This window comes from Pedobacter petrophilus, from assembly GCF_009674725.1.
Lineage (GTDB): Bacteria > Bacteroidota > Bacteroidia > Sphingobacteriales > Sphingobacteriaceae > Pedobacter > Pedobacter petrophilus.
In genome coordinates, this window is record NZ_WKKH01000007.1 from 164761 (window position 1) to 188578 (window position 23818).

Annotated in this window: 18 protein-coding genes and 1 tRNA gene; 6 read left to right on the top strand and 13 right to left on the bottom strand. The window is 39.3% G+C overall.

From position 1 onward, the window contains the following. Nucleotides 1–6: 6 nt before the first annotated feature. The 5 genes from GJU39_RS06845 to GJU39_RS06865 form a co-directional block, all read right to left on the bottom strand. Nucleotides 7–1146: a chorismate mutase gene (locus tag GJU39_RS06845; protein ID WP_154279965.1), complete on the bottom strand. Its 1140-nt coding sequence runs from the start codon at nt 1144–1146 to the stop codon at nt 7–9. 110 nt (nt 1147–1256) lie between these two features. Continuing rightward, entirely contained in the window at nt 1257–2090 is an 834-nt protein-coding gene (locus GJU39_RS06850; RefSeq protein ID WP_154279967.1) for a prephenate dehydratase, read from the bottom strand. 1132 nt (nt 2091–3222) lie between these two features. Further along, entirely contained in the window at nt 3223–4134 is a 912-nt protein-coding gene (locus tag GJU39_RS06855) for a sterol desaturase family protein (RefSeq protein WP_154279969.1), read from the bottom strand. A 1-nt stretch (nt 4135) separates the two neighbouring features. Beyond that, on the bottom strand, nt 4136–5194 hold the full coding sequence (aroB, locus tag GJU39_RS06860; protein ID WP_154279970.1) for a 3-dehydroquinate synthase: 1059 nt from the start codon (nt 5192–5194) through the stop codon (nt 4136–4138). Further along, a complete protein-coding gene (locus GJU39_RS06865) occupies nt 5194–5400 on the bottom strand; it encodes an RNA-binding S4 domain-containing protein (protein ID WP_154279971.1) in 207 nt (68 codons plus the stop codon). Before GJU39_RS06865 ends, aroB begins: the two co-directional genes overlap by 1 nt. A gap of 95 nt (nt 5401–5495) precedes the next feature. Between GJU39_RS06865 and GJU39_RS06870 the strand changes: the two genes are divergently transcribed. Next, nucleotides 5496–6680 (top strand): proline dehydrogenase family protein, encoded by a 1185-nt coding sequence (locus tag GJU39_RS06870; protein WP_154279972.1) that lies wholly within the window; start codon nt 5496–5498, stop codon nt 6678–6680. A 177-nt stretch (nt 6681–6857) separates the two neighbouring features. Here the strand turns inward: GJU39_RS06870 and GJU39_RS06875 are convergent, their stop codons facing one another. From GJU39_RS06875 to GJU39_RS06885, 3 genes are all read right to left on the bottom strand, one after another. Further along, nucleotides 6858–7181, bottom strand: a complete 324-nt coding sequence (locus GJU39_RS06875) for a DUF962 domain-containing protein (RefSeq protein WP_154279973.1) — start codon at nt 7179–7181, stop codon at nt 6858–6860. Further along, nucleotides 7182–7817 (bottom strand): HAD family hydrolase, encoded by a 636-nt coding sequence (locus GJU39_RS06880; protein ID WP_154279975.1) that lies wholly within the window; start codon nt 7815–7817, stop codon nt 7182–7184. It lies immediately after the preceding gene. Nucleotides 7818–7903: 86 nt separating this feature from the next. Further along, nucleotides 7904–8086, bottom strand: coding sequence for a hypothetical protein (locus tag GJU39_RS06885; RefSeq protein WP_154279976.1), 183 nt, complete (start codon nt 8084–8086; stop codon nt 7904–7906). 464 nt (nt 8087–8550) lie between these two features. On the opposite strand from GJU39_RS06885, the gene GJU39_RS06890 reads away from it, so the two are divergent. Both GJU39_RS06890 and treF read left to right on the top strand, forming a co-directional pair. Then, nucleotides 8551–9261 (top strand): helix-turn-helix domain-containing protein, encoded by a 711-nt coding sequence (locus tag GJU39_RS06890; protein WP_167515660.1) that lies wholly within the window; start codon nt 8551–8553, stop codon nt 9259–9261. 613 nt (nt 9262–9874) lie between these two features. After that, on the top strand, nt 9875–11428 hold the full coding sequence (treF, locus tag GJU39_RS06895) for an alpha,alpha-trehalase TreF (protein WP_154279979.1): 1554 nt from the start codon (nt 9875–9877) through the stop codon (nt 11426–11428). Nucleotides 11429–11487: 59 nt separating this feature from the next. Here treF and GJU39_RS06900 read toward each other — a convergent pair whose 3' ends face one another. The 4 genes from GJU39_RS06900 to GJU39_RS06915 form a co-directional block, all read right to left on the bottom strand. Then, on the bottom strand, nt 11488–13527 hold the full coding sequence (locus tag GJU39_RS06900) for a glycoside hydrolase family 65 protein (RefSeq protein WP_154279980.1): 2040 nt from the start codon (nt 13525–13527) through the stop codon (nt 11488–11490). Nucleotides 13528–13634: 107 nt separating this feature from the next. Continuing rightward, nucleotides 13635–15143 carry a RagB/SusD family nutrient uptake outer membrane protein gene (locus GJU39_RS06905; protein ID WP_154279981.1) on the bottom strand — a complete coding sequence of 503 codons (1509 nt, stop codon included), beginning with the start codon at nt 15141–15143 and terminating at the stop codon, nt 13635–13637. An 18-nt stretch (nt 15144–15161) separates the two neighbouring features. Continuing rightward, the gene (locus GJU39_RS06910; RefSeq protein ID WP_154279983.1) at nt 15162–18176 is read right to left on the bottom strand and encodes a SusC/RagA family TonB-linked outer membrane protein; all 3015 of its coding nucleotides are present in this window, start codon (nt 18174–18176) and stop codon (nt 15162–15164) included. 132 nt (nt 18177–18308) lie between these two features. Then, the gene (locus GJU39_RS06915) at nt 18309–18818 is read right to left on the bottom strand and encodes an alpha-amylase family glycosyl hydrolase (RefSeq protein WP_154279985.1); all 510 of its coding nucleotides are present in this window, start codon (nt 18816–18818) and stop codon (nt 18309–18311) included. Nucleotides 18819–19077: 259 nt separating this feature from the next. Here GJU39_RS06915 and GJU39_RS24080 point away from each other — a divergent pair, with 259 nt between their 5' ends. Next, nucleotides 19078–19209, top strand: a complete 132-nt coding sequence (locus GJU39_RS24080) for a helix-turn-helix domain-containing protein (RefSeq protein ID WP_342448183.1) — start codon at nt 19078–19080, stop codon at nt 19207–19209. Between the two features lie 196 nt (nt 19210–19405). Here the strand turns inward: GJU39_RS24080 and GJU39_RS06925 are convergent, their stop codons facing one another. Then, complete coding sequence (locus GJU39_RS06925; protein ID WP_154279987.1) at nt 19406–20674, bottom strand: Hsp70 family protein; 1269 nt, start codon at nt 20672–20674, stop codon at nt 19406–19408. Between the two features lie 472 nt (nt 20675–21146). Here GJU39_RS06925 and GJU39_RS06930 point away from each other — a divergent pair. Then, a tRNA-Lys gene (locus GJU39_RS06930) sits at nt 21147–21219 on the top strand. A gap of 727 nt (nt 21220–21946) precedes the next feature. Continuing rightward, nucleotides 21947–23782: a M13-type metalloendopeptidase gene (locus GJU39_RS06935; protein ID WP_154279989.1), complete on the top strand. Its 1836-nt coding sequence runs from the start codon at nt 21947–21949 to the stop codon at nt 23780–23782. Nucleotides 23783–23818 lie beyond the last annotated feature (36 nt).

Sequence of the window (23818 nt, forward strand, 5' to 3'; positions counted from 1 at the left end):
TAGTCTTTAAGCTTTTATCTCGGTATGTTGCTCCGCTGCAATTCCTTTTTCAGCTTTACCAGCATTCATAATCTCCGTTTGTTTGCGGATAGATTCACCATGAACCAATTCTAAAAATTTCTCTGTAAAATTTAAATCTAACTTTAATGCTTTTGCAAAGGCATGACCTTTTTTGATAATCGAATCCCAACGGTTAACTTGTAGAATGGTAACCTGATTGTCGCGTTTAAACTCTCCGATTTTCTCCACGATAGCCATACGTTCGCCTAATTTTTGCAATAAGATATCATCAATTTTATCTATGGATTTACGCAAATCAGCTAATTTATCGGCGAAAGCTTCGTTTGGTGCTTCCGGCTCACGAACAGTTAAACGGTCAACCAATTCTGATAAGGCTGCCGGAGTAACTTGTTGTTTTGCATCTGTCCAGGCAACTGATGGATCTACATGAGATTCGATCATTAACCCTTGCATGTCTAAATCTAATGCTTTTTGTGAGATGTATGGGATTAATTCACGATTACCACAAATGTGACTTGGATCGTTAATGATTGGCAAATCAGGGCATAATGTTTTCAATTGAATCGCTAATTCCCACATAGGTTCGTTACGGAAAGAGCTTTTCTCAAATGAGGAGAAGCCACGGTGAATTGCACCAATTTTAGTAATACCAGCGCCGTTGATCCTTTCGATGGCACCAATCCATAATTGTAAATCTGGGTTAACCGGGTTTTTGATTAATACTGGGATATCATGACCTTTTAAAGCATCAGCAATTTCTTGTACTGTGAAAGGGTTTACTGTAGAACGTGCACCAATCCAAAGGATATCAACACCTGCAGCTAAAGCCTCTTCAACGTGTTTTGCATTGGCAACTTCAACAGCGGTAGGTAATCCTGTTTCTGCCTTTGCGCGTTTTAGCCATTCTAAACCAATACTTCCAATGCCTTCAAACTCTCCCGGACGGGTACGAGGTTTCCAGATGCCGGCTCTTAAAACCGATACTTTACCAGTTGCAGCTAATAAATGTGCTGTGGTTAATAATTGCTCTTCAGTTTCTGCACTGCATGGTCCGGAGATGATAAGTGGTTCGTTGTTAACGTTTAACCAGGTGTTTAAGGGTTGGATGTTTAAATTAAGTTTCATGATATGGGGCTGTTTTAGTCCGGAAGTCTTATGTCCGATTTATATTTTAATTATAAGTTATTTAAGTTTTAATATTTCACCGGACTCCTGACTTAGGACTCCTGGTTTATTTACACTTTATCGTTCTTTTGATATTCGCCGAGGATGTTAAAGTTCGATGTGTATTTTAAAGCCTTTCTGATTGCTTTATCATACTTTTCTGTGCTTGGCCATTCTAAATCGACATAAAAGTAATATTCGTTTCGTTTTCCTAACACCGGCATAGATTGTATTTTTGTTAAGCTTACCTCTTGTTCTGCGAAGATGTTTAACACTGTTGCCAATGAACCGGCTTTGTGGCCAACCTGGAAACAGATCGAAGCTTTGTTTATTTTCTTTCCCTCATCCGTTTTGTCTTTTTTAAGGATGAGAAAACGGGTGTAGTTTTTTTTGTTTGACTCTACCCGGCGTTCTAGAATGTTTAAACCGTAAAGTTCTGCAGCTAAAGCGTTTGCGATAGCCATTGTATCAGTCAGTTTTTCTTCCTGAATCCGTTTGGCACATGCTGCTGTATCATTGCTTTCTACAATTTTTATGTTCGGATAATCGTAAAAGAAATCGATACACTGGCGGATCGCAATAGGGTGGGAAGTGACGATTTTAATGTCGTCAAATTTCACACCTGGTAAGGCCATTAAGTGCAGCTGAATAGCGAGGTAAACCTCTCCAACTACTGAAAAACCATAATCGCGAATCAGCGTGTAATTGGGAAGCAAACTTCCTGCGATAGAATTTTCAATAGCCATCACCACGAAGTCGGCATCATTTTTCTCTAGCTTGTCGCAAGTTTCTTTAAATGAATTGCATTCTACCGTTTCGATGTCTTTACCAAAGAACTTGTAAGCTGCCTCTTCATGAAAAGATGCTTTAATACCCTGAATTGCTACTCGTTTTGTCGTTTCCATTTTTGCGTAAAACAAAAAAGTCCCGGCTGTTTGCCGGGACTTTCTTATACATTTAATATTGTTATATATCTTTTTGCATATTAGCCCCGGCTCTTACTAAAATAGTAAAAGTAACCAAAGTAATATGTGTTGAATAATTTCATTTTTCCTTTTGAATGAGCCAAATGTAATAACAAAATTTAATTTGTCAATAGGAAAGTGAAATTATTTTTAATAAAATTTAATTTTCTTTGATTTAGACCGTTCTGACAATTGGTATGAAAGGTCTAAATGGATTGTTTTGGAGTTGGTGACCGTCGCTTGAAAGCGACGGTTATGAAATGCGTGGAGTATAAAATGCAGGTGGGTTAGTTTTTCGATTCATCGCAGGTTGCTTCAGCTGCCTGGTGAAAAGATTGGCTTTAGCTTTAATTAGTGGGAAAGGTTGGCGGCCCTCGCTTGAAAGCGACGGTTATGAAATGCGTGGAGTATAAAATGCAGGTGGGTTAGGTTTTTCGATTCATCGCAGGTTGCTTCAGCTGCCTGGTGAAAAGATTGGCTTTAGCCTTGATTAGCATCTAGATTGGTCCCCTCGCTTGAAAGCGAGGGTTATGAAATGCGTGGAGTTTAAAATGCAGGTGGGTTAGTTTTTTCGATCATCGCAGGTTGCTTCAGCTGCCTGGTGGAAAGATTGGTTTTAGTGTTGATTAGCATGAATGTTTGGTTCCCTTCGCTTGAAAGCGACGGTTATGAAATGCGTGGAGTATAAAAAGCAGGTGGGTTAGTTTTTTCGATCATCGCAGGTTGCTTCAGCTGCCTGGTGGAAAGATTGGTTTTAGCCTTGATTAGTGGGAAAGGTTGGTAGCCCTCGCTTGAAAGCGACGGTTATGAAATGCGTGGAGTATAAAAAGCAGGTGGGTTAGTTTTTCGATCATCGCAGGTTGCTTCAGCCTTGCTTAGCATCTAAGATTGGTTCCCCTCGCTTGAAAGCGATGGTTATGAAATGCAGGGAGTATAAAATGCAGGTGGGTTAGTCTTTCGATTCATCGCAGTTGCTTCAGCTGCCTGGTGAAAAAGATTGGTTTCAGCTATAATTAGTGGGAATTATCAAACACCGACTGATTAACAATAAAAATGCTTTCATAAATTACTCTTACAAGTTACTCTGTTTTGCCGTCTTTTCAGCCTCGTGTAATTCCTGCTGCATAATTTTTGCAATTTTGGTGCTTCCATCATGGCTCCATCCCGGAGGATTGATAATATATTTCACCTTATCCATAAAAGTTGGTGCTTTTTTTACATCAGCTTTAAGCGCAATAAATTCATGGAAGATAATATTAACTGGCCCGTTATCTGTCGGTTGCGTAGTTAAGCCATATTTAATTTGGTCTTCAGGAAGTTCTTCCTGAAAGGTGCCAAACCACCTATCCCAAAGAATCAAAACCATACCCATATTTTTATCTAAGTAGCGAACGTTACTCGCGTGATGCACACGGTGGTGTGAAGGTGTAACAAAAACGTATTCATACCATTTTGGGAAATTAATTTTGTATTGGGTATGAACCAGATTGCCATAAATCTGTGTAACCAGATACGCAAAAAGAATATCCATTGCTGTGAAACCCATAAATGCCAATGGTAAGTAAAAGAAAACACGATATAAAGGTTCGAAAACGGTTGAACGGAAACCGGTGGTCAGATTGAAATGTTCAGATGAGTGATGCGTAACATGCATTGCCCAAAAGAAGCGCACATAATGACCCACCGTGTGTAAAAACCAGTAAAGAAAATCTTGTGCAAGGATTAGAACTAACCAATAAACCCAGATATTAGGAATTTGAAATAATCTGAATTGGTAGCAATATTCAAGCAAGAAGAAAGTTGCCGTTTTCATGCCGAGGTTAATTATGATCGCGGTAACCATCAGATAAATATTGGTCCACGTATCGCGTTTGGTATAGAGTTTTCTATCGTGTGCATAGCTAAAATACATTTCAACCAAGGTTAAAACGATTACAAAACCAAACAATCCGCCTACAGAAATATCACTTCCGGTAAAAGTCATTTTATAAACTGTTATAATAATCTAAACTGCTCAAAATATCTGTGGTACTTACACGGCAGTTAAAGGTGCATTTACCTGTAGTTTCCAGTAAAGAAAATAAAATGTTGCCATCTTCATTCTTTTTATCGCTTTTCATCAATTCCAAAAGCGCATCAAAACTTTCTTGTTTAATGTCGTATTTTGGGTATAATGATAAGATATAGCTGCTGATATCTTTAAGTTCCTCTTTAGCAAGCCCGCTGTTTTTAATAGATAAGGCCGCCTCGCAAATAAAACCAATAGCTATTGCTTCACCGTGGGTAAGTGGATTTTCGTCATTTGCCAGTGAATATCCTTCAATTGCATGACCAATGGTATGACCAAAATTTAAAATCTTCCGAAGGTTTTTTTCATGAGGATCAATTGTAACCACTTCATTTTTAATTTCTACAGAACGGTAAATATCCTCCGCCGCAGGCATTAAGTAACTGGTGGTTTTTAACTTTTCATAGTAGGCCTTATCGTAAATTAAACCATGTTTAATCATTTCGGCAAAGCCGGATAAAAGCTCACGTTGAGGCAAAGTTTTTAAAAACTCAGTTTCAATAAAAACCATTTGTGGGAGCGTAAAGGTGCCCACCATATTCTTTACATTGTCGATATCGATTCCGGTTTTTCCGCCAATTGAAGCATCAACCTGTGAGAGCAGGGTAGTAGGAACGTTGATAAAATCAATTCCGCGTTTGTAGGTGGAAGCAATAAAACCACCCATATCGGTGATGACTCCGCCTCCAAGATTAATCATCAGACTTTTACGATCGGCTTCAAAATCCAAAAGGGTTTTCCAAATGCCAATACAAAAATCAATGTTCTTATTTTCCTCCCCTGCAGATGTCTCGATCAGATCAAAATCACCAAAGTCATCCATCAAAGATTGAAATACAGGTAAACAGATTTCACTGGTATTTTCATCTGCAAGGATAAAAACCTTACTATATGTACCACTTTCTACTAGTGTTTTTAAGGCTTCAAAATTACTTTCGAAATAAACCGAATGGCCTGCGCTTGTTAAAGTTTCCATTAAATGATCTCGATTTTATCCTGTCCAAATGTGATGATATCTCCAACCCTAACTTTATAGCGCTTGCGAAATTCGACTTCGCCATTGCATTTTACTAATCCGTCCATTACGGCTGCCTGAGCATCTCCGCCGGTACCAACTAATCCCGTTGCTTTTAACAACTGGATTAATGGAATAAACTCGCCCTCTAATTTGAATTGTATCATTTTGGTACAAAAATACGATTATTTACATGTTTTTAGTTTTAACAATCGATGCTTTTTATAATTTTGCATCCAACTGACTTATTACATAGCTTAAAATGGATTTATCCCCGAGTAAACAGCCGAATTTCGACAATACGGAAGTAGCTTTCCGTCAGAAAACTAACGGTGAATTAAAGAAAGCGTTCTGGCTTTTTAAAATGATAGGCAGTAACTTTCTGACGAAAGTTGGCCCTCCGATTACCAATTTCTTTTTAAACATCGGCCTACCTATCCAAGGCGCCATTAAAACGACTATTTTTCAGCAATTTTGTGGTGGTGAAACCATCGCGGAATGTGATCATGCAATTGCCCAGTTGGCAAAAGGCGGCGTGGGTACAATATTAGACTACTCTGTTGAGGGTGAAGAGGAGGAAGCTGTTTTTGATGCAACTTGTCAGGAGATTATTTTGACTATCCTTCGTGCTGATGGTGATAAAAATATTCCCATTACTGTTTTCAAAATTACGGGAATAGGACGTTTTGCCTTATTGGAAAAGCTGGATGCGAGGAAAACGTTATCTTCAGCTGAACAGGCCGAATTTGATAAGGTGAAATTGCGTTGCGAAATGATTTGCAGAACTGCGTTTGAAAAGGGTGTTCCAATAATGATCGATGCCGAAGAAACCTGGATTCAAAATACTATTGATGAACTGGCTTTAGATATGATGCGGAAATTTAATCAGGAACGTATCATTGTTTATAACACTTACCAGATGTATCGCCATGATAAACTGGCCGATATGAAGGCTGATCACCTTATTGCCAAAGCGGCCGGCTTTATTTTAGGGGTTAAAATGGTACGTGGAGCATATATGGAAAAAGAGCGTAGGCGTGCCGCAGAAATGGGCTATCCATCTCCAATCCAGCCAGATAAAGAATCATCTGATCACGATTACAATGAATCTCTTCGCTATTGTGTAGATCATATTGAAGAAATTGCGATTGTTTGTGGTACACATAATGAAGATAGTAGTCGCCTGTTAACTTATCTTTTAGATGAGAAAAACGTAGCGCATAATCATCCTCATGTTTACTTTGCACAATTGCTTGGCATGAGCGATAACCTGAGCTTCAATTTGGCAGATGCCAATTACAATGTAGCAAAATATGTTCCTTACGGGCCAATAAAAGCAGTAATGCCATACTTGTTTAGAAGAGCACAGGAAAATACGTCGGTTGCCGGACAAACGGGACGTGAATTAGGCTTGATTGAAAGAGAATTGAAAAGAAGAAAGCTGTAGTTTATTTAAATCCGGCTAATGATCAAATAATCCAAACGCGCATGAGCGTTTGGATTATTTGATCATTATTTTAACATCGTCACAGACGATAGGATATTTCACGCTCGTTTCAAAGGAGCGTGAGCTTTGTAAACGAGTGTGGGCCAGGGTGAGCCAGGTTATATAACTTTTAGAGAGTTAATCTTTCTTCACTACAAAGGATTGCTTTCCATTAAGCAGATCATAGAACATAAGGAAATCACTCGCCAAACTGTAAATCGGATATTGAAATGTAGTAGGTTTATTCTTTTCAAAAAAGAAGTGACCAATCCATGCGAAGCCAAAACCAAATATTGGTAAAGCCAGGAAAAAGCGCCATTGGTGAAATAAAAATCCTGTGAAAAAAGTTAATGCAACCAGGCCCGTACCAATAAAATGCAATACCCTGGAAGTGGTGTTGGTATGTTTGGATAAGTAGAACGGATAAAATTCTTTAAGTGATTTAAACTTTTTTTCGCTCATTTAGATAATTCCGTTAGCCTTTAAAAAAGATTCCAATTGAGCCGGTTTTTCAGTCATTAACAAAGTATTTAATCCAACCTTTTTAGCGCCCTCAATGTGCTGCGGACTATCATCGATAAATAAAGTCTCTGCAGGATTGAGGTTATTATCTTTTAAAACCTGTTCAAAAATATTAGTATTAGGCTTCCGCAACTTCATGTGCTGAGAAAAATAAGCTTTCTCGAAATAATCATCATAATTATTTAATTCGAAAGTTGTTTTGAGATAGTTTATAATCCAATCGTAGTGTATCTCATTATTATTGCTTAACAAAAATGTCCGGTATTTCCCTTTCACCTTTAGTAAAATATCATGATTCTCCTGAATGGTTCCAATTAATAAACTGTTCCAGGCAGCATCAATCTCTGCATCAGTAAGCTCGGGTTTATGGGCTGCTTTTCTTATTCCTGCACGAAATTCTGCCGGCGAAATGGCACCGGTTTCAAAATCATCAAACAGTTGATTATGTGCTTTATGTGCAAAGAAATTTTCTATATCAGTAATGCCAAGCTTTTGAAATGATGCTTGTGCGATTTTAAAATCTATGTCGAAAATTACATTTCCATAATCGAAAATGATGTTTTTTATATTTTGCATGCTTTATATTTTGCAGCAAATATCATTATTTAATCTCAGCGACTATAATTTTTCTGTTAGAATAAAAAGTTCTTTAAAATTGCCTGTTACTTGATCACCAGAATGGTGCCATCGTGCTTTAGCTTATAATAATATTGTGTTTCTTTTTTTCGGGTTAAGATTTCAATATTTTCTACTTCGCCTGTTTTTCCTGTATCGTCTTTAATCAAATCGCCTTGTTTAACTTCATCAAGTTGCTGAGTGGAGCTTTTTTTGTTTAACTTTTTCATAACTGGAACTTTTTTGGTTAGATTCTTTTATTATTAACACGCATATTTGCAATTGGTTTTCCAAATCCCGATCACCCATGCATTGTTATGGTAACCTAATTGTTAGGTTGGAGATTCTATTGCGACTAATCAAATCAATTTGGAGTTACGTAAATCTACTTTTTTTTAGAATAGGTCTACAAGCAAACCTTTGATTGATTTTTGTAAGTTTACCCCTTTATTGCTGAACCATTTGAACGGATAATAACCAGTGCACTAATTTCTCATCATGTAAAGGGGAGAGATCAAATCAAAGCGGCACTTATTTGTTCAAGATTTTTTTAAATCATTACCTAAACTAATATGATGTAACCAATTGGTAGATGAATAATCTAACTACATATATACCGTTTACGAAGATGATAAAACTGGAACTGATAAAAGGGACTTTTAAAAGAGAAAGCGCATTAACTGCAACATACCCAATGAGAATCCTGATAATTAAAGATGCCAATGGCTGTCTTTGCATGAACTCAGGTGATTACGATTTAAAAGATGGCAGAATATTTTTTATCCCGGAAGAAGGTTTAGTGCGGTTAGAAGGTGAAATTGGTAGCGGCTATTGGGTAAATTTCAGCAGCGCACTCTATTCCGAATTTTTGCTCCAAAATCTGGATCCATTGGCTAAAAATCTTTTTTTAAATCTTTCCTTCAGAGATCTGGAAGGCAATGCACTTAAAAAAGCCTTTAGTTTAATGGAGCAATTGAAAAAAGATATCGAAGCCAATAAAGATGTGAAGTTTCTTGGCCAGTATCTTTCCTTATTTTTAGGTTTCACCGCTGGTTTTGACGGGTATCTGGCCGCGCTAACCTTGGATGAATTACAACAAACGTTGCGGTTCAGGGCGATTCTGGAAAATTTTTACAAACGGGAAAAGTCCATTGTTTTTTATGCTGAAGGCATGGGTATGAGCCCTAAAAAATTAAATTCCTTTTTAGACCGGGTGTTGGGCAAGAGCCTGTTCGTATTAATTAAAGGGCGGGTAATGAGGGAAGCGGAGGAATTGCTGTTGCACAGTGATTATACTGTTGATGAGATTGCAGTCATGTTGGGTTTTCAGCAAACCTCGAACTTTAATAATGCATTTAAACGATACAAAGGGATTTCAGTATCGCAGTTTGCCAATCTGGGTTAAAACGAAAGTTGATGCTGCTGTTAAAGAAACGCGAATCGCATAGATTCTGCCCCCTCTCGATAGCAGGTTTTCCTAACCTCACAACATCATTTGCAGTGCGCCTGACGCGTAAGGCTTTGCTTACTACTATCTACTACCAGCAGCATCAATTTTTCATTCGCTAAATTATAAAAACTTGCGCAGATTTTGCCTGATATTCCATCAAGTGGTAGAAATAGCTAACGTATAATTGTTAATTTATATGAAATCTAAATAAAGTTAACTCAGCTATGTTTATTGCCTTCTTAATTTGTTAGCGGTTTCTTTAAAAGGAATCTGTATTTTTAAAGCGCTTTACAGCTAATTATAAGTTTACAATTGATGAATGTTTTAGTCAGATAAATTTCACTAACTAATAAGTTGCTGAATTTGTAAACACGGCAGATCTAATAATTAAAAACCGACTAGATAAAGTGTAAGCTTATGCGTATAAAACAAACCATGTGAGCTGGTGTTCTTTATTTCATATTTAATTTACTGAGTTTAAAATAAACATATATAACTTAGCCTAATTAGCATGGCTTATGCTGCAATGTCTTTTTTATAAAACTGAATTTCTAATCAACATCAAAATATGAAGCACATTTTTCTATATCTTCTTTTATTTGTTTCTGGCGGGTTATTTGCTCAAAATCAGAAGTCGCCGAGGGTAATTTATCCTGGCTTATTTGAAGAAGTGCAGCTCGGCAGGGTTTATGCAGACGGAAAATCTTTTGCTGATGCGATTCCTAAAAGTAAACCATCGGATATTATGAAAGCTTACCTGGCGGAGAAAAACAACAATGGCTTTAACTTAAAGACTTTTGTAGCGTCGCATTTCAGTTTACCGGAAAGCCATACAGCCTTTTATCAATCAGACATCAAAGCTGGGATAGAAAAGCATCTGGATACTTTATGGACTGTTCTTCAGCGGAACCCCGATACTGTATCGGTTATGCAAACCTCCTTACTTCCTTTACCGAACCCTTATATTGTTCCCGGAGGCCGTTTCAGGGAAGTATACTATTGGGATTCTTATTTCACAATGCTTGGTTTAAAAGAAGCCGGAAAAACAAAGGTGATGAAAGACATGGTGGATAACTTTGCCTACCTGATTAATACCTATGGCTTTATTCCGAATGGAAACCGGAGTTATTACCTAACCCGTTCTCAGCCGCCGTTTTTCGCAGCAATGGTGCAATTACTGGCTCAGGATAATCCAGATGTAAAGCTAAGCCACTATAAAGATGTGTTGGAGAAAGAGTATAATTTCTGGATGAAGGGTTCATTACAACTTGCTCCGGGAAAGGCTATTAATCATGTAGTCAAATTAACCGATGGAACCATTTTGAACAGATATCATGATGCCGGCAATCAGCCCAGAGAAGAATCATATCGCGAAGACTATGAAGCTTCGAAATTAACTAAACAAAATCCGGCAATCTTTCTTCAGCATGTGCGTTCTGCGGCAGAGTCTGGCTGGGATTTTAGTAGCCGGTGGTTTGCCGATGGTAAAAGTTTCAGTCAGATTATTACCACCGATCTTTTACCCGTTGATTTAAATACGTTGATGTATAATCTTGAAATAACCATTGCAGCGGCGAACAGAGAAGCGGGAGATTCGAAAAAATCGGCTATATTTTCCACCAAAGCGAGTAAACGTAAAACCGCAATCTTTAAATATTTTTGGAATGCTAAACAAAGTTTTTTTACCGATTACAACTGGAAAACTAAAAGTTTCTCCAATCAATTAACGTTGGCAGCATCATTTCCGCTTTATTTTAAGCTGGCTACACCGGATCAGGCTAAATTGGTTTCACAACGTTTGGAAAAAGACTTTTTAAAACCTGGCGGATTAATCACCACATTAAAAACGACTAAAGAGCAGTGGGATGCACCGAATGCCTGGGCGCCTTTACAATGGGTGAGCATTGCAGGATTACATCATTACGGTTATGATCAACTGGCAGATACGATCGCCAACAGATGGGTGAATCTCAACATTGCTGTTTTTAAGGAAACCGGAAAATTAATGGAGAAATATAATGTGGTTGAAACGAATAGTAAAGGTGGCGGTGGGGGAGAGTATCCCCTGCAGGATGGTTTCGGCTGGACGAATGGTGTGTTGCTGAAACTGTTAAAAAAATAATTTGCGTTTAAAATCAGCATTATCATTCCGGTTGAAGAATAATAATGCTGATAATCGTTTTAATTCTTATTGTATACGGTAAAGGTTTTGCCCTCCAGCCCAACGCCGGTAATTTTTATAGATTTCCAGTTTTTTGGTAACACGCCTGGCACCTGAATGATGCCTTTGTCGGTGATGTCTAGTCCGCCGAAGCCCATTAACACACTTTGTAAAACGCCGCCTGCACCAGTGGCAAAGTACGGATTGGTACCACCTTTTGTTTCTGCAATTACCCTGAATGGCGGGTTTAAATTTGGCTGATAAGATTCTTTGAAGTACTTGTAAGCCTGATCTGCATGTCCTGTTCTCGCATAAAGTAAGGTGAAAATGGCATGTGTCATGGCTGGTGTACCTTCATCTGGTATCCTTGTTTCGTAATAAGTTAAATCCTTTTCCATTTGATTTTTATCGGTAATGGTTTTTAAGGGATAAGCCAGCAAGTTCACATCAGCCTGTTTAATACCTTCACCTTTATAGCTTTCATGTTCTTTGGTTACGCCATCAGGAAATTTCAAAATCGGGATATTTTTCTCCACGAGCGCCCAGTCTTTGTTTTGAGGCAAACCTAAAATAGCTGCTGCTGCACTGGCATTTTTAAGGTTAAGTTTCGCTGCCGCATTGGTAAATGCATTGTTATTTACGTTTTCGGCCCATTCATCTGCCGCGACTACATTTTTGATATCGAACTGGTTCGTTCCGTTACGCTCCACACGGCTTGCCCAAAAATCTGCAGTTTCAGAGAGTATGGGCCAGCCTTTTTCCTTCAGCCAGGTTTTATCCTGAGTTACACTATAATAATTCCATGCCGCCAGGGCAACATCAGCAGAAATGTGGTGTTCAAATGGTCCGCTCAAGGCCCATACAGGCGTTTCTTCTACACCAGTATCGGCACTTTCCCAGGGATACATGGCACCTTTATAACCATGAGAAAAGGCATTTCGTTTCGCGGCCTGCAGCCGTTCAAACCGATAGTCGATTAACGACTTCGCGATGTCGGGATGAAGCACCAGCAAGGCCGGGAACATCCAGATGTCGGTATCCCAAAATACATGACCATTATAACCCAAACCAGATAATCCCATAGGAGAAAGCGAGTAAGCGGTGCCTGGGCGCGAAAATGAAGTGAGGTGATAGAGCATGCTGTGGATATCTTGTTCTGCTTGTGCATCTCCATCAATAACAATGTCCGATTTCCATAAGTCATCCCATGCTTTATTGTGAAATTTGATCAAACGGTCTCTTCCTTCCAGCTTGGCGAAAATACTCATGCGTTCTGCTTCATTTAAAGGATCGGCGTGTTGCGCAGAACTGATGGTGCTGCCAACTACCGAGTAGGTATAAGTTTCGCCCGCCTTTAGTGTTTTGCTAAACTTCATGAGGTGGCTATTGTTATCCCACATTTCGTGGATAATTTTAGGCTCATTGCCATGCTGTTCGGTAAACATAAAACTGTTAGATGCGCAAAGCTGTAATTTTCCGGTAGGGCTTTTCGCTGTCGAGGTAAGCAAGCTCAGCGTTACATGCGGCCTGTCTATTTCATTATAATAATTCTCTACATCACGAAGGGCATCAGGTGTTTCCATTACGCTGGCCGCTGTGAGTTTTAAGTCCTCATTGGCAGTGATGGTTACATCCATTAAAACCGTAAAAGGCAAATGCCTCAGCGCATAATAGGTGTATTTAATATTTGCTTTCTTTCCATATTGTAATTGGGTGGTAAAGGTTGCATGCTGCATATCCAGCTCCTGCTGCATGTTTTGTGTGTTCTTTGCATCCAGTCGCTTTCCGTCAACTTCAAGAAACATATTCAGCAGGTTAAAGCCATTTAAGAAATTGCTCACGCGGCCACGGCCATAAGTATCGTAAGCACCAGCCAATATCACATTTTTAACTTTGAAAGGTTCGGGAGAAGACACTACACCAATAATGCCATTGGCAACCGTGATGCCATAATAATTTCCAGGGTCAATATTTTCAGCCTTAATTTTCCAGGGATCTTGTGCTGCAGCGTACAATTGTACTAACGTTAGCAAGGCTAATATGGGTGTTATTTTGATCATGAAATTAGAAACTATATTGTTTAATTCAATAACAAAGGCTGAACTTCAAACACTGATTGTTGGTCAGAAATTTGAATGTTCAGCCTTTAAATCATAAGGTCATGCTATTAAAAGCCAGGATTCTGGATCAGGTTTGGATTTCCAAGCTGATTATCAGGAATCGGGAATAACAGGTATTTAGCTTCGCTTGCCGGTTTTTCCTGCCATGCAGCAAGGAATTTACCGAAGCGGATTAAATCTTGTCTTCTAAAACTTTCCCAGTATAACTCACGTCCGCGCTCTTCTAAAAGATTATCTAAATTTAAACTTGCAAAAGCTGACGCACCCCTTACCGTTCTGATTGAATTAACTATTGTTAAAGCTGCGCCGGCTTGTGAAGTTCTAAGCAAGGCCTCTGCTTTCATTAATAATACATCAGAATAACGGTAATACACCCAATCATTATCTGGTCTTCTGGTTCCTGAATTTGGGTAGTCAATTGGATATTTAATCACCCTGATTCCGGCTACTTCCAAGTGATTCGGATCCCTTTCGATAATACTAACCTCCGGGGTAAATGCCAACGCATTACCTTTTCTATCTTTCAAAGCTGCCCCGGTCTGATCCAGTTGCTGGCCTACTAAAAAGCCAACTCTGATACCAGAAACATTGGTTTGACCCGTATAAGCTCCACCTCTGCGCTGATCGGTTGCTTCGAACTTGTTGTAGAAATTTGACAGGGTTGAGAAACCATTAAAACCATTCGGATTTTGGTTATAATGCAAAGTACATTTCCATTGTCCGTCCAAATCACTTCCTGCAACGCCTCCAAGATTTTGTGAGGTAAAAATGTTTTCTTTCGATAAAACATCATTCGTTGGTGCAAAATTGTCGAAATAATTTGTGGTTAGGGTGTATCCGCCAGTTGCAATTTCATCAGCCAGTGAGATTACTTTGGCCATATCTGCAGGGTCAAATGTTGGGGCAGTACGGTTTAAAAATGCACCTTTGTTCAGGTAAATTTTCATCAATAAAGTTCTGGCCGCATTTTTATTGGCCTGGTGTGCCGGACCATCAGGCAAAGTTGGGATGATAGCCGTAAGTTCAGCAATTAAATAAGCAATCTGCTCTGTTGCGTTTCTTACTTTCGAAGGTTTTGTAACGCCTTCTCCCGGCTCCCGATAAGGTACCTGACCCCAACCATCCAGAATAGAAAATTGCGAAAATGCACGTATAAATCTAGCGGTAGCAGCCTGGACAGGAGTAGGGTTGAAACCCAACACATTCGTGCTTACGTAACTGATACTATTTAAATCCCTGAAAACATCAGAAATTCTGGCATCATCCGAAGCCCATTTATGTAAATGCAGGGTACGCCAGGCCCCGTTATCATCCCAGTCGCCGGCACGCGTGGGCACAATGGCCTCATCAGAAGTAACTTCCTGCAAAGCAGACCAATTCCATGGGGCCTGATACGGACCTCTCATGGCCGTATAACTCGCAGTAATTAAGCCTGGTACATCATTGGCGCCCAAGGAGCCCGAACCTACCTGACCATTTAAATTTTCATCTAGCTTGGTACAGCCTGACAGCGCCAAAGTGGCGGCTACGAAGCTGAAAATATATTTATTTTTCATGTGATTATCGTTGAAAGATTAAAGAGAGAAGTTAACTCCAAAGTTGAAAGTTCGTGCAGTTGGATAGGCAGTATAATCGATCCCTGCTGATGGTACACCATTAATGCTTTTGTTCACATTTACTTCCGGATCGAAACCGGTATAGTTTGTGATCACGAAAAGGTTTTGACCATTTACAAAGATGTTTAATGATTTAATAGCCTTGCCAATATTGCCCAGGTTATAATTGATGGTAGCATTGGCCAATTTTACGTAATTTCCTTTTTCTATATATCTTGATGATGCGGCAATCGGATTAGCCAATGATTCCTGAATGCCCGAATTAACAAGCGCTGAAGAAATATTTCTGGTTCCTAAATTCGAAATCGCAAGCACTGAATTGGCGGTATTGTTATAAATACTCTGGCCAAAAGAACCGTTTAAGTTAGCCGTGAATGAGAATTTTTTGTATCTCAGGTTGGTAGTAAGACCAAGGATTACTTTTGGATTGGGGTTTCCAAGATAATATCTCGTGAAACCGTCATCCGTATAAGTAGAGAATCCGTTAGCATCCAAGCCGTTATACTGTCTGGTTACCATAGCAAATAGGGGAAGTCCGTTCTGGATCACCTCTAAATTTACCCCACTTAATCCCTGGCCACTTAAAGATCCGGTTCTGATTAATCCGGTGAGGTTACTTACGTTGTTTTTAATGAAGGTTACGTTACCACCTAAAGACCAGGATAAGTTGTCTTTTTCGATGATGCTACCGTTCAAGCTTAGTTCTAAACCTTTGTTTTGGACTTCGCCGTCTAAGTTATACCAGGTAATCACACCGTTTGGTGCAGCAGGAGAAAAGGCATTCTGAGGGAATAACAAATCGGTAGTAACCTTATTGAAATAATCAATCGATCCTGTAAGTCTGCTGCCTAAGAAACCAAAGTCGATACCTACGTTGGTTTGTTTATCTTCCTGCCATTTCAAATCAGGATTAGCATTGTTGATGCCCACCAAACCATCTACACCTCTGATAACGAAACGTTGTTGAGATGAGCCTGAAGGGAAATCCTGGTTACCTGTTTTACCGTAACCTGCTCTGATTTTTAATAAGTTAATCCACTGTACATCACTTAAAAAACTTTCTTTTTTAATGTCCCACGCTGCAGCGAACGATGGGAAATAGCCATACTTATTGTTCGTTCCGAATTTGGTAGAACCATCTGCTCTGAAAGTAGCCGTTAAGATATATTTACTGTCGTAATTAAAAATTGCCCTTCCAAAGTAAGATTGTAATTCGGTAGTTGGGTCATTATTGGTTACAAGGGTACGGTTTGCAGGCAGGGTGGCCTCGAAAGCATCCGTATAATCTACTGCAATATTTCCAAAACCCGTGGCTGTGTTCACTGCACCTTTGTTTACAAAACTTGAATATTCATAACCGATAACAGCGTTTAAATTCAGTTTAGAAACAATTTCTTTATTAAAGTTTAAGGTGTTGGTAAACTGCTGCGTTACCAATTCTGTGTTTGAATAACTGGCATATCCACCTAAAAAGTCTCCTGAAGGCTGAATGCCCTGAAGGTTTAACGTGCTTCGGGTTGAGGCTCTTCTAATCCCTGTGCTGTAATTTACACTGGCCAACATCCTGTATTCTAACCAGGGCGTAATTTTATAGTAAGGGGAAACACTTCCTAAAATGGTAGATACTTTTGCTTTATCGCTGTTTGCAGCCAATGCCGCTAATGGATTAATGGTTGTAGAACCATAATCGATAAATAAGCTTCCGTCCGGGTTATAGAAAGACTGTGTAGGGTTCCATGCTAAAGCCTGGCTGATTAAACTTCCGGTGAAACCAGCATCAGTGGTAATCGGTGCAATATTTTCTAAATACTGATTGCTGATCATGTTCACATCTAAACCAAGTTTCTTACTTTCTAAGAACTTAAAGTTTCCGTTAAAACCTGTACTGTACTTCTTGAAATCAGAGCCTTTGATAATCCCTTGTTGATTCTGGTAGCCTAACGATGCCCTGAAAGTGTTACCATTTGTACCACCGCTAATGCCTACAGAATAATTTTGGTTGTAAGCGGTACGCAATACTTCATCTAATGCATTAACGCTGGTGCCGAAATCACCTGCGGTTAAGCCGTATTTTTTGAGTGCTGCCCTATATTCATCGCCCGATAAAACATCTACTCTCCTGGAAATGGTTCCAACACCTGCAGAGGCGCTGATGTCAATTTTAGGATCGCCGGATTTTCCACGTTTTGTGGTAATTAAAACCACACCATAAGCTGCTCTCGAGCCATAAATTGCGGTTGCAGATGCATCTTTCAAAATTTCCATCGATTCGATATCTGCCGGGTTGATAAAATTGAGGGGGTTACCATCTGGCGCAATCCCAATACCTGCACTGGTTGATGGTCTTGCCGAACGCCCGTCTAATGCCACACCATCAACAACGTATAATGGTTGTCCAGATCCGGTGATGGCCGAATTTCCCCTGATTCTTACGGTAGATGCACCACCTGGCTGACCGCTGTTGTTGATCATTTGCACACCGGCAACTTTACCCTGAATCAATTGATCAGGCGCATTTAGCGGTCCTTTGTTAAAATCTTTAGCCGAAACGGTGGTGGCGGCGCCAGTCAAATCACTTTTCTTAACCGAGGCGTAACCAACTACGACAACGGCATCCAGGTTATTGAGGGAAGCGAGGGTAACGTTTACCAGCGTTTGATTATTTACACTCACGGTTTGAGATTCAAAGCCAACGAAACTCACGATTAATTTTGAAGTTGCGGAAGGTACAGCGATCTGATATTTTCCTTCTGCATCAGTTTGGGCTTTTACAGTCGTGCCGGCTACCTGAATGGTGGCGCCAGCTAATGGGAGTTTATCATTATCATAAATAATTCCTTTTACCACAGTCTGGGCAAAGGCGGTAGTGCTGAGCGAGATTATCACAAAAATAATGGTCGTCAGTTTCCCAAAAAAATGCAATTTCTGTTTGTTGTGGAAAACAGACCAATTGCTAAGTAAAGTAAGGTTCATAGTTGTTTTTAATTAATTGGTTAGAAAATTTAATTTAAAATTGAGCGATTGGCTGTTAGGGCGGTGTAGGTTTAATAGGATTCATATTGGATTTAAGTTAGTTGTAGTTATTTGTATAATGGCTGTGGGTTTTCAATTTTTCTCCTGGCAATTGGTAAACAGGTAATCTCTGGGATCGTTCCCGATGTTCATCATTTCAAAGTTGTAGCGTATATTTAACTGTTGTCTATCCTCATTAAGCAGCGTGTGTGCATCTTCTAAAGTACCTTTTACATGCCTGGCAACCGGGTTCAACACGATATCCGGTTGAGAGTTAATCGCGAGTTGATGGTCGTTATTCAGGAAATATTCAAAATCATTCATCGGGGCGTTTATGTCGTAACCGTTATTGAGTGAAGAGAAAATTTGGTTAAGCCAAGTAGCATCAATTCCGTGGCTTTTTAGATAATCTAGTTTAGAAATGATTTCTTTCAAATCGCGAATGCGATCACCATCAATATATTTGACACTTCCCGGGTAAATCTGAGAAGCAATAGCCTCTTTCCAACATGTTGGCTGCGGGGTAGCTTTTTTCCTGGCGGAGGCTTTTTCAATCCCAAAATTAAGCACGCAAAAAACAGTTAGAAGATGTAGAAATCTCATAGATACATTTTTATCCTGCGGCTGTATTGCTACACCATCAGTAAATTATAATTTGGTTAGTATTAAGCAACAGCGTAAGGCTGAAAGCCATAACTGGAGTTGCTTATGTTTTTTTGTTGATACGAAGATAGGTTTTATTCCAATTAAAACTAAGAAAATGCAGTATTTATGACCACAAATGTTTGTTATGGAAAACTTATATTTGAGTAACCATGTATAAAAATGAGATTAAGTCCAACCCTAAAAAAAATGCAGAACAGTGAATGTAAGTATCTCAACCGTTTCGAGAGCATTAAAAGATCATCCGGATATTTCTGCAGAACGGAAGCTGAAGGTAAATGAACTGGCTGCGTTGATAGCGTATGATCCAAATCTTTATGCGGACACATAACAACAAAGGAGTTTGCTATTGTGGTGCCGGATTTATCTAAATTTTTTATCAGTTGAAGAGATCTGCTGTGTTTAGCTCCATTACCGCCGAGAATAAAGATATTTTGCCATTTACTAAACTAGATGGTTATGGCATTCCGGAAATTTAAAAGCTGAAAGACCAAAGCAGGAAACGCCTAACAAAAAACGATCATAAATTAATTCTCAAAAAGATATCCACTATACGCCAGACCCTTCGCTACACTTTTAAAATTATCGCCAGAATTTAGCGGGATGTGCGGGAATTTGCTTTTAAACAGATTTTGAATGGCCGCAACCATCGATGTTCCGCCGGTTAAAAACAGGCAGTCGATATCTTCTGGTTTAATTTGATGGGTTTCCATGAAACTTGTGAGGTAAGCTTCGATTTTGTTTACATCTTTTTCGATGATGCCATTGTATTGATTAAGGGTGATTTTTTCATCAATTTCGATGCCCATATTATGATATTGAAAATCAGATTCCTGTTGATCTGAGAGTTCGATCTTCGTTTTCTCAATGGATCTGAAAACAGAATAGCCCAAATTGTGATCCACCAATGTAATCAGGTTTTTAAATTTCGGGTCGTTCCCCGAGTAATAATAATAATCTTCAATCTCCTTCTGGATTTTCAGACCATTAAAGAAATTCATTTTATCCCAGGTACAAATGTTGGCAAAGAGCGATTTCGGAACATTTAAAACCTTCCCGGGAGTAGCCTCGTACATCGTGTTCTTGCCAAAGTACGGCGTTCCGCGATCCCACATCATGGCAGAATCCAAACTGTCGCCACCAATATAAATACCGCCCGAAGCGATCATATCATTTTTTCGGTCTTTACTGCCTACCTTTTCCGGATCAAGAATCAGGTAAGTGAAATCTGTGGTACCGCCACCTAAATCGGCAACCAATACCCGTTCTTTATTTTTAATGGTTTTCTCGTAAGCAAATGCTGCGCCAATGGGTTCAAACTGGAAACGCACTTCAGTAAAGCCGGCCATTTCTGCGGCTTTTTTTAACCTGGTCTGCGCCAGCGTATCTTTAGCGGTATTGTCATCATCAAAGAAAACCGGACGACCAATTACTGCCCGCTCGCATTCTTCACCAATAATGTCATCTGCTTTGCCTTTCAGATCCTTTAAAATAAGCATTACTAAATCTGATGCGGTATAGCGTTTATTGTGGATTCTGGTTTCGGTAAAGGTGGTTCTGGAAAGGATCTGTTTAATGGATTTGATAAACCGCCCCTTCATGCCATCATTCAAATAAGCATCGATGGCTTTCTCACCAACGATATGATTTTCGCCGTCTACAAAACTTTTTGTCTCAGTAAAATAAATTAACGATGGAATGGAGATTGTATCAATAATTTCTTTTTTCTGCTCATCATAAATAGAGAGTGCAGAGTTGGTGGTTCCAAAATCGATTCCGTATAAAAAGTTACCCATGTAAACTTGAATTTAAATTTTCTTAGCATTCCTCTCGAACAAAATGATCAAACCAGATTTAGAGAAATAGGAGGGGTAATCCCCGATAACATTCTGCTCAAAATCAACGCATTAATTCGCTGGGATATAGTCCAGGAAAATTCGCTTTAATTCTTTAATCTGTTAATGATCATTTATTGATCTCGAATGTGCTGCTGTTTCCTGAACCATGCTTCATCGTTTTAAATCATATAAAGGCAACATTTGGGCAAATATCTGTAATTTTAATGAAGCTATCCACCAAAAGTTTTCAACGGTTAATTTAAGTTTTCGGTGATGTTTGCGCTGGCGATGTTTCGCTAAAAGGGCTTTCAGATCGTATCTATGAAAAAATATTTTACTGTGAATCAGTGGTTTCGGTTGGCAGGGCATGGGTTTGTTTAAATGCTTATTGTTTTTTATAAAATATTTCTATCTTTGCAGCCTCAATAATGATTCCGTAGCTCAGCTGGTAGAGCATTACACTTTTAATGTAGTGGTCCTGGGTTCGAATCCCAGCGGGATCACACCAAAGACTATCAAAACGTATAAAACCCTGCAATCGCACGATTAGCAGGGTTTTTGCTTTTAGGGAATTGCCAAAAATCACATGAATCCACAAAACTTTGGTGAGTGATTCGGTGAGTAAGGCAAAAACGGTTAAAATTGACTCACCGAATGATGCATAATCATTTAATGTAAAGGTTGTTACAAACTGAACATCTAGTGTAGATTTAGTTGCAAAGCTATGTCTGGATCATGATCGCCTTAGATACATTTATAATTGCAAACATTAAATAGCTTCGGTCATCTATCCACAGAAATAAGTCTCCTGTTTAAGAGGTAACTCTCGGCCTTGAAAATTAACAATCAATCCATGGCCTTCAATTACAGCAATATTGAAACACCATTTGGTAGTACCGATTTCCCCGTTACAGAAGTATCACTAGTTAAATTATCGAGTATCTATGGTTTTTTGCTAAAATATGATAACCTTTTAGCGACATCATACTCTTCACCTTGGAAAACGGCAATTAATCTTAAACTGTAATAAAAAAAAATATTTGATTTGGATGGCCGATTGTTGGCATATAGCTACTACGTATAGCTTTTTTGGAAGTCAATTTTTATGTATCCGATTATGGATAGATTATTAACTTTATTAATGAACAGACTGGACTGACCATAGTTCGCATTTTTACAATGATATCCCTTAATTAATAACTAGTTTTACTACTACCTCATAAAGATAAAATGAAATATAGTAATAATTATCGTAAAACTACTCTAGGCATAATTGCATATTTATTGGTCTTTAATTGTGGCTATGTTGGAGCACAGTCAGGCAGAACTACCAATAATAAACCTTTATTTGGCAAATGGGGAGTTGAGACTCAGTTCATAAGTAGTAAGATACTTCCTGGAGACGATTTTTATAGATATGTAAATGAAGGATGGTTAACTACTAAGACGATCCCAGCAGGAGCTTCAGGACTGAGCAATTATAGCGAAGCCAAAAAAGTTGTAAACGAGAGGATATCGGATTTGATCACGAAGGAGGCTAATGAAAATATTTCCTCTAGACCTCTTCAACAAGTGCGAGACCTTTATCATGGGTATGTTGATACATCCAAAATCGAGATTATGGGGGTTAGCCGCATTGAGCAGGAAGTAAGACGTATACTTTCAATCAGGAGCTATGAGGATATAGCGGCGTGGATGGCAGATCCAAAATCCTTCTCAATTGTATCCGTTCACACTGAACCTGACATAAACAACAGAAGCAGATTCTTGGTGACTTTAAGCGAAAGCGGCATTGGTCTGCCTTCGCCTTTGTTTTATCAAAAGAAAGATGGCGCATATCCTGGCTATCGTGAAGCTTATAAGGAATACATCATGCACGTATTGAAGCTTATTGGTATTACAGATGCCGAAAGGCGGGCAAATGATATTATTGAGATAGAAACAAAGTTGGCCTCACTACAATGGACGCCTGCGCAAATGCGTGACAGCAAGACCAATTCACATCTGATGGCGACCACCGAACTAGATTCTTACGCTCCAGGCTTTCCATGGAAAGCATTCCTTGAAGAAAGACAGGTAGCAAACGTGAAAGAAGTGGTATTACAGGCGGACCTTGCCATCAAAGCAAAAGCAGCTCTTTTTGCAGTCACTCCAGTAGAAGTCTGGGCATCCTATCTCGCATTTCACTGGATAGTCAACCATTCAACCGTATTGCCATCTAAGTTCCGGAAAAGTCAATTTGATTTTTATTCGAGGACACTAAACGGGATCTCAAAGGATATTCCTAGGGAACAAAAAGCAGTCCTGTATGTTAACAGTCGTATAGGTCAGCTTGTAGGAAAATTATACGTGGAACGGTATTTTTCAAATGAATATAAGAAGAGCACCCAAAAAATGGTAGAGTACGTTCACAAAGCCTTTAAATCAAGGCTAGAGAAACTGGACTGGCTTGATGAAAGCAGTAGAAGTGAAGCAATAGCTAAGCTTAATGCTGTCACCTTTAGGATCGGATATCCAGATACATGGCGCGATTATTCGACAATTCGTTTCAACGAAGAAGATCCCATTGCCAATGAGCGTATTATTGCACGGGTAAACTGGGATTACGAACGCTCTTTACTTGGAAGAGTTTATACCAGTAAGGAATGGTACCAGGTTCCGCAGACAGTGGATGCAACCAGTAGCAAGCTATATAACTCTATCGAGTTTCCAGCAGGCATTTTGCAACCGCCATTTTTTGACCCTTATGCCGACGTTGCGGTCAACTTTGGGGCTATTGGAGCAATCATAGGACATGAACTGGGCCACTGTTTTGACGACGAAGGCTCAAGGTTTGATGGTAATGGAAAATTGCGGGACTGGTGGACAGCAAATACACGGGCATCTTTCCAGGTACGTACTGCCAAGCTAATTGACCAATACAACTCCTTCTCCCCCTTAGATGGACTTTACGTTGATGGCAAACAGACACTTGGTGAAAATATTGGAGATTTAACAGGTGCAATTGTAGCATATGATGCTTATCTGGATAAACCGCTTCAAATTGACCCCTCTTCACCACTTTAAAAAGCCCCCCTTAGCCGAGTTAATTTAATAAGGTCC

Coding starts and splice junctions, on each gene's coding strand:
- GJU39_RS06845 (WP_154279965.1), bottom strand. CDS start 1,146: ATGAAACTTAATTTAAACATCCAACCCTTAAACACCTGGTTAAACGTT.
- GJU39_RS06850 (WP_154279967.1), bottom strand. CDS start 2,090: ATGGAAACGACAAAACGAGTAGCAATTCAGGGTATTAAAGCATCTTTT.
- GJU39_RS06855 (WP_154279969.1), bottom strand. CDS start 4,134: ATGACTTTTACCGGAAGTGATATTTCTGTAGGCGGATTGTTTGGTTTT.
- aroB (WP_154279970.1), bottom strand. CDS start 5,194: ATGGAAACTTTAACAAGCGCAGGCCATTCGGTTTATTTCGAAAGTAAT.
- GJU39_RS06865 (WP_154279971.1), bottom strand. CDS start 5,400: ATGATACAATTCAAATTAGAGGGCGAGTTTATTCCATTAATCCAGTTG.
- GJU39_RS06870 (WP_154279972.1), top strand. CDS start 5,496: ATGGATTTATCCCCGAGTAAACAGCCGAATTTCGACAATACGGAAGTA.
- GJU39_RS06875 (WP_154279973.1), bottom strand. CDS start 7,181: ATGAGCGAAAAAAAGTTTAAATCACTTAAAGAATTTTATCCGTTCTAC.
- GJU39_RS06880 (WP_154279975.1), bottom strand. CDS start 7,817: ATGCAAAATATAAAAAACATCATTTTCGATTATGGAAATGTAATTTTC.
- GJU39_RS06885 (WP_154279976.1), bottom strand. CDS start 8,086: ATGAAAAAGTTAAACAAAAAAAGCTCCACTCAGCAACTTGATGAAGTT.
- GJU39_RS06890 (WP_167515660.1), top strand. CDS start 8,551: ATGAGAATCCTGATAATTAAAGATGCCAATGGCTGTCTTTGCATGAAC.
- treF (WP_154279979.1), top strand. CDS start 9,875: ATGAAGCACATTTTTCTATATCTTCTTTTATTTGTTTCTGGCGGGTTA.
- GJU39_RS06900 (WP_154279980.1), bottom strand. CDS start 13,527: ATGATCAAAATAACACCCATATTAGCCTTGCTAACGTTAGTACAATTG.
- GJU39_RS06905 (WP_154279981.1), bottom strand. CDS start 15,143: ATGAAAAATAAATATATTTTCAGCTTCGTAGCCGCCACTTTGGCGCTG.
- GJU39_RS06910 (WP_154279983.1), bottom strand. CDS start 18,176: ATGAACCTTACTTTACTTAGCAATTGGTCTGTTTTCCACAACAAACAG.
- GJU39_RS06915 (WP_154279985.1), bottom strand. CDS start 18,818: ATGAGATTTCTACATCTTCTAACTGTTTTTTGCGTGCTTAATTTTGGG.
- GJU39_RS06925 (WP_154279987.1), bottom strand. CDS start 20,674: ATGGGTAACTTTTTATACGGAATCGATTTTGGAACCACCAACTCTGCA.
- GJU39_RS06935 (WP_154279989.1), top strand. CDS start 21,947: ATGAAATATAGTAATAATTATCGTAAAACTACTCTAGGCATAATTGCA.